The sequence below is a fragment of the bacterium genome, assembly GCA_040757115.1.
Classification (GTDB): Bacteria; UBA9089; CG2-30-40-21; order CG2-30-40-21; family SBAY01; genus JBFLXS01.
In genome coordinates this window covers 1-3710 of the sequence record JBFLYA010000318.1, presented here as the reverse complement: position 1 = coordinate 3710, position 3710 = coordinate 1, and the positions used below count along the sequence as shown (strand labels likewise).

Here is a 3710-nt window from a genome sequence, read left to right as displayed (position 1 = left end):
CTAATTGGAATTTGGAATTTGTGATTTGGAATTTCATAACCATATCTGCTAATTGGAATTTGGAATTTGTGATTTGGAATTTCATAACCATATCTGGGTCAAATTTCGATTAATAAGTGCTATAAAGTTTTGGTAACCGTTCACCGCAGAAACGCAGCCTCTTGCGTCTCTGCGGTAAATTACCACCTGAATGGTTACCAGTAACTATATGAGGTTGAAAATATTATGAGCACATTAGTGATTATTCCAACTTATAATGAAAAGGATAATGTTCAAAAACTTATTCCTCAGATACTAAATTTAGAGGGCAAGATTAATGTATTAATCGTAGATGATAATTCGCCGGATGGAACAGGAGAGGTAGTGAATAAGTTAAAAGAGGAATTTCCAGATAGGGTTTTTGTAATTCATCGACCAGGCAAGTTAGGTTTTGCCTCTGCATATCTTGAAGGATTTCAATTCGGCCTGAAGATGGATGTGGATTATATTATCAGTATGGATGCGGATTTTTCTCATAATCCTGACTTCTTACCAAAATTTATCTCAAAACTTAAAGATTATGATGTTGTCGTTGGTTCTCGATACACACATGGAACCGTAAGTGTCGTCAACTGGCCAATTAAAAGACTGATTTTATCAAGATTTGCCAATCTTTATGCAAAAATAGTAACCGGGTTGAAAATAAATGATTGCACTTCTGGGTTTGTAGGATATAGAGCAAATGTATTAGAAGGGATAAATTTTAAGAATATTGTTTCTGATGGATATTCTTTTTTAATAGAGATGAAATACAGGGCTTATAAAAAAGGATATAAGTTGACAGAAGTCCCCATTGTCTTTGAGGAGAGAAGATTAGGTCAATCAAAAATGTCAAAACGAATAATCTTTGAGGCATTATTTGTTGTTTGGAGAATTAGATTTGGCTTTTGAGGAATTGTAAGCGTTTGTAGAATGCTGAAATTAGAAATTGGATTTTGAGGTAATGGATCAGTTATTTGGGGAGAAGTGTGAATTTCCAGATTTAATGACATCAATAAGTTTGTTGAGTTGTTTTTCGATTTGCTCGATTATTTTATCATCACGATGAGTAACAACGGTCCTCAGTGAGGTATTTGGGTCGTCAGTTTCTGCCACACAGAGGGAATCTATATTAAATCCCCGTCCAGAAAACAATCCTGCCACCTTGGTTAAAACTCCAAATTTATTCTCAACTAAAACTGAAACCGTATGTCTCATCTTTTTTATCCTCCATGTTTTTTATAAAAATTGATTAATCACGAGGGAAATCTAGCTATTTCATATGGTACATCATTATTTATAAGATATTCTTCAAGTCTTCCTTCTGGATTTTTTGCAAATAAAACACCTGGTAAATGAATGGATAAAATGGCTTTTAACCAGTCTTCTTCATAAGGATTAATTAGGACTTCTCCTAAACGATAATGTTTATGAATAAAAATTTCAGGAATACTTATCTCAATAAGCCAAAATTTTGATATATCCGAAGTCATTTTTGGAAAAAGAACAGGGTTAGTATAAAAAGTTTTAATATCTTGTGGTGCATTACTTTTTCTAATAGACTTTATAAATTCATCTCGTTCTATTAAAAAAGTTCTTAACAGAATTTTGTCTTCGGTGAGATGATGAAGATAAACATCTGTCCAGATAGTTTTATTAAGTTTCATTTGCTTATGAAACTTGAAATCTGCGAGGAAACTATATACGATATAATCCTCAATTTCCTCTGCGTATAAAGGAAAATTTTCTATAAGGGGAACAATAACTTTTGAAATATTTTCTCGAGTAAAAAAGTTTCTTGGACTTGTTAAATATGGACCAAAATTATCATCTTGAATTACAAAATCTGTAAAGATAGGACTCTTAAAATAAAATCTTTTCTCATGTTTATAGTAGCCTAATTTTGCCTCAGGCCACCAGGCATTAGAATCAAAGGTATGTCCTATTACTATTATAGCATGTCCTCCATCGTCAAATCTTAGACCTACATATACAGGGATTTGTGATTCTATATATTGATAGATAATTTCATCAGGTTCATATGGAATATCTTCACTGAGATAATCATAACATCGCGAATAATAACCCATTCCTTTAATCACATCTGTTATTTCATTAATATTTAACCCAGAGGCAGGAATAGAAGTATTACCAGATAGTTCTCTTATTTCTCTAAAGGTTAAAGGAGTTTTTTTAGTTTTGTAACTTAAATTTTTAGAAACCATTGCCAAACAAGCATGAGCACATCTTCCAGTTTTCACATCCTGTTGGATAAAATGAATCCCATCAATTTCACAAAGAGAGTTTTTGCAAGTTATGAAATAATTAGATGTTTCTATTCTTTTGGTAGGAGTATGGATGAAAGAATCACAAATCGTGCCATCAGAGGGACGTAGAATTAGATAACCTAAATATTCTTGTTTCGCTGTATAAAAATCAAATTTTAATGCCTTTTTTGATATATTCAAATGTTGATAATAAATTTCCCATTCCGCATTCCATTCACGACAATCTTCAACCTCACTTTTTCTTATCTCAGTACAACCTTCCTTTTCAACTAAAGAGAATATTCTTTTTAAAGGTCTGCCATTACCATAGGTCTTTGCTAAATTATAAAAGTCTCCAAATCCCATTTTTGACAAAATTTCTGTCATTAACTCCTTCTCCTCTTCTAACTCAGGGTATAAAAAGAAGGAGAGTAGTAAAACTATATCTTCCTCTTTTTCCTTAAAAGGACTTAATGTCAAACACATCATATCGTTACATAGCTTTACATCCTGGATGCCATTCTGTTGCCTCTCCTGATTTTTTTACCCATTCTCTAACCCTTTTTATTCCCGCTTCTACTCTTGGGGTTATTCGTTTTATTCCCTCTTCAATTCTTTCTCTATCTTCTTTCGTAGTAGATAATCTCTTCAACCCCTTACTTTCCATTAATTCAACTTCTACCCCTGAAAAACCTGATCCTATCATTTTTTTGGACATATTAATATCCCCTCCTCCCCAGGTTTTTAATATTATTTTATTCACCCTCCTTAAATATTGGAACACTTTCGGATAAAACCTGTTCCTGACAGGTTCAGGAATCGAGCGTTGATTATCAATGAAATTGTGGTTACGAATACTTAAAGTGCCTAAATTTGGAAAGGTTATAAGCAAAGATTTAGTCTTGCATTTAGTCACCACTTAAAAATCTAAAGTTATCCACCTTCAACTTTAGTTCACTTTCTAACTCGTAGGCACTTACTTCCATTCTCATTTTATCCAAAAGGTTTCTCTTTAATTTATATAGCATATATTTGACAAATTGTCAAGTAAAATTTTATTTTTTAGTAATCCGTAGTCATTTGGTGGAGAAACACGAAAAACACAAAGAAAGACGAAGATAATAACCCAAAAATATAAATGATAATCTTCGTGTTCTTCGTAGTTTTAAATTCATTTTTCAGGAGAAACGCTCATGCCTACAGGGAGTGGGCACAAAGTGGAAAGATGTGGATAGTGACGCAATTGACGCTCATGTGGATAAGTTGATGGACAGCAAAGCTGTCCACAACTTACCCACAATCGCTTGGATAACTCCTTTGGAGTTACCCACATTCTCCACATCACTACCACTACCACTACCACTACCACTACTAATAATTAATTTTTTAATTTTATTTTCAACCCCCACCCCCCAATCTTGGGGG

At 33.2% G+C, this 3710-nt stretch carries 3 protein-coding genes and 1 pseudogene; 1 reads left to right on the top strand and 3 read right to left on the bottom strand.

Going from position 1 to position 3710, the window contains the following annotated elements; all coding sequences use genetic code 11:
* Nucleotides 1-225 precede the first annotated feature (225 nt).
* Nucleotides 226-930, top strand: coding sequence for a polyprenol monophosphomannose synthase (locus tag AB1422_17810; GenBank protein MEW6621159.1), 705 nt, complete (start codon nucleotides 226-228; stop codon nucleotides 928-930).
* Nucleotides 931-1020: 90 nt separating this feature from the next.
* Here the strand turns inward: AB1422_17810 and ilvN are convergent.
* The 3 genes and pseudogenes from ilvN to AB1422_17795 all read right to left on the bottom strand — a co-directional run bounded on the left by ilvN (nucleotide 1021) and on the right by AB1422_17795 (nucleotide 3048).
* Nucleotides 1021-1236, bottom strand: a pseudogene (gene ilvN / locus AB1422_17805) (acetolactate synthase small subunit).
* A 38-nt stretch (nucleotides 1237-1274) separates the two neighbouring features.
* A complete protein-coding gene (locus AB1422_17800; protein ID MEW6621158.1) occupies nucleotides 1275-2672 on the bottom strand; it encodes a papain-like cysteine protease family protein in 1398 nt (465 codons plus the stop codon).
* Nucleotides 2673-2778: 106 nt separating this feature from the next.
* Entirely contained in the window at nucleotides 2779-3048 is a 270-nt protein-coding gene (locus AB1422_17795; protein MEW6621157.1) for a hypothetical protein, read from the bottom strand.
* Nucleotides 3049-3710 lie beyond the last annotated feature (662 nt).